Source organism: Shewanella sp. 10N.286.52.B9, assembly GCF_002873635.1.
Taxonomy (GTDB): domain Bacteria; phylum Pseudomonadota; class Gammaproteobacteria; order Enterobacterales; family Shewanellaceae; genus Shewanella.
On the sequence record NZ_MCTY01000110.1, the window covers coordinates 1 to 3137 of the forward strand.

Sequence of the window (3137 nt, forward strand, 5' to 3'; positions counted from 1 at the left end):
GTAAGCGTCCGGGCAAGTACATCTTCAACTGCTTTCATTGATCCCTTATTTTAACTCCTGACTATACATCAGGAGTTAATATGGCTAAACGTTCTCATGAAGATTGGACTGCTTTGATAAAACAGCAGCCCGCTAGCGGCTTAACGATCGTAAGCGTCCGGGCAAGTACATCTTCAACTGCTTTCATTGATCCCTTATTTTAACTCCTGACTATACATCAGGAGTTAATATGGCTAGACGTTCTCATGAGGATTGGACTGCTTTGATAAAACAGCAATTCGCTAGTGGCTTGACGAACACAGCTTTTTGTCGTCAACATAAGTGCAGTACAAGTACCTTTTATGCCTAAAAATAACATAGTTATATATGATGGACGCTCCCGGTGAGTCAAGACAATAGCCTGCCTACCGAAGGCTTTTGACCTTGGTTTTCTGCTAAACTATTCACACTTGCTGTTGTTATTGATGTCACTCATGTACCGCTTAAAGCGGTTGTTCTGCCAGATATACGGGCTTAACAGTCTAACTGCGCCCCTAATGAATTCCGTACCACTGCGCCGCTTAATGGTGAAACACCCATTCGGTTTAAGTTCATCCTTGGCCTTTTCTGGCTTACATTGGTTGGACTGAGCCATTACTTCATCGTTTACAACAACCCTGGTGAGTTATTAATGTGCTATTTCGTCACTGCTTGATTGAGGTTGCTATTGGCAGACCATGAAGCACGTTTGTCAGTATTGAAGACGCAACATTTTACTACTCCATTGGCAGTTGTGTACTTAAGGCATGACTAACGGGAACCGATACCGTTGAAAAAATGGTTGGAGGGGATAGGTTCCCCCTAGAACAGTGGGTATAGCATAAGATTACCAGGCATTCTGCTTTCCAAATCTGCGAAAATCAACCTACTCAGTGTCTTCCCAAAACCGCATCTTTACATCAGTAAAAATCTGTTGATAGTTAAATGCTATTTTAACAACTTTGCCTGTGATTTTATCCATATGAATGGCTCCAATATACCGACTATCACCACTCATGTTTCTATTGTCGCCTATCATAAAATACGTATCTTCAGGAACAACATAAACCTCGCTACTTACAATCATTTTTTTAATATAATCTTCCTTAAAGCCTTCTGCATAAATAACATCATACTGTAGCCCTGAGAAGTTTTCTTCTCTATAGGCTTTATATGTATACTCTTCTTGACTCTTAAACTCATTAAGGTCAACAGATTCATTTCTGGTGTGGTTTAACGGTAATTTTTTACCATTGATATAAAATCTATTATCTGTCATTTTAAATGTGTCACCACCGACAGCCATAATCCTCTTGACATAGTTAACACCATTATAATCAAATGTAACAATATCCCCTCGCTCTGGAGAACCAAAATTTAAAAGCCCAGTTTCAGCAAATGGAAGCTTAAAGTTGTAAGCAACCTTGTTAACTAAAATAACATCTCCTTCATGCAAATTAGGATTCATAGATTGAGTTGGTACATGATTATAATTTAAAAACATTGTGCGAATAAAAATAAAACCTAAAGCTACCAGTAAAAATTTTCTTAACGGTTTAAATCTTTTTTTACTTGTGTCGGCTTTGTTCCTACGACAGTTCCACATTAGTTATTTCCTGTAAAAATTATTTTTCACTATTTCAAAAGTAAGTTAATACATTTGGTAAAGCCCTTCCACTAAAATAACATAGGCATATATGGACGCTCCCGGTGAGTCAAGACAATAGCCTGCCTACCGAAGGCTTTTGACCTTGGTTTTCTTCTATACTATTTACGCTGTTAACTAATTTAAAGAATTTTATGCATGGAATTACCATGTTTAATCATTAAGAATGTTGACTTTTTTGCCATTCAGAAATATAGTCAATCTTAGTTGCCAATTGCAGCTTCTATTTACATTATTTAAATGCAAGCAATTGAAACTAAACGACTTATTTTTTTATTTAATACGGAAGCCTTGGGTTCAAATCCCTATCTCTCCGCCATATTCAAGACGAAAGGCTCATCAGAAATGATGAGCCTTTTTTCGTATAAATCACTAAAAATATTGAAGATTAATACTATTAATTCAAAATTGCTTTATTGCCTAGTATTTAAATTGCCTGTTTTATAGTCACTTATTTGCCTTGAGAAGATTGACTCAGTCAATGTCACTGCTTTTCATATGAGCAAGCCCCCAGTAATGTTTGCTCAATATGTTTATCCTCGTTTCTTCTAGCATTTTATGCGCTGATAAGAATATTTACTTTTAATTATGTGTATTGGGGGCGTTTTAGATTATGTGCATCATGCTAAGACTCACCGTATAATGCCAACCTATACAGTTTTTACGATTAAAAGCCATATTATGCCAACTACTAACCAAACGGGTTTGCTAGCGCCTGCTGATAAGAGCGAAATTCATCAGCATTTTAAAATATTTAAACCGTATGGTTTTTTAAGCCAGTTTGTACCTGAAACCCGTAAGAAGAAACATCTACTGGGTGAGCTATTTAATTTCCCCGATAAAACCATGGCCATTGGTCGGTTAGATCATGACTCAGAAGGACTGTTATTACTCACCACTGATGGCATGATGAGTCATAAGATCAGAAGTAAAGGTATAGCGAAAGAATACTATGTACAGCTGGATGGTGATATTACTCCTGAGGCGATTTCATTACTGCAAAATGGGGTTGAAATTGGCATTAATGGTAGTAAATATTTAACCTTGCCTTGTAAGGCGTTCAAATTAGATGAAGAACCTTCGCTTCCCTCTCGGGGTCGTAAAATTCGCGACCCAAGACATGGGCCAACAAGTTGGGTTTCTATTACGCTTTGTGAAGGTAAGAATCGTCAGATCAGAAAAATGACTGCAGCCGTAGGCTTTGCCACCTTAAGGCTAGTTAGAGTGAGAATTGGCGATATACATATTGATAATATGGCTGCTGGTGATGTTATTTCGCTAACTAGTTTTGATGCTGCTTTCTGTTGATAGCATACTGGTGTTTAGAGCTCTATTGCAGCTGCCGTGGGGCTTTATATTGGGTTATCTATTACGTTTGTCAATCTCAACATCAAACTTTAGTTACAGGTAAATCACTAAAAAAATAAAAAGCCAAGAGGGTGTAACAGATTCT

General features: G+C 37.4%; 2 protein-coding genes. One reads left to right on the forward strand and one right to left on the reverse strand.

Going from position 1 to position 3137, the window contains the following annotated elements; translation table 11 throughout:
* Window positions 1–904 precede the first annotated feature (904 nt).
* Entirely contained in the window at window positions 905–1624 is a 720-nt protein-coding gene (gene lepB / locus BCU91_RS07050; protein WP_102531184.1) for a signal peptidase I, read from the reverse strand.
* 741 nt (window positions 1625–2365) lie between these two features.
* On the opposite strand from lepB, the gene BCU91_RS07055 reads away from it, so the two are divergent.
* Complete coding sequence (locus tag BCU91_RS07055; RefSeq protein WP_102531185.1) at window positions 2366–2992, forward strand: pseudouridine synthase; 627 nt, start codon at window positions 2366–2368, stop codon at window positions 2990–2992.
* The last annotated feature ends 145 nt before the right edge of the window (window positions 2993–3137 follow it).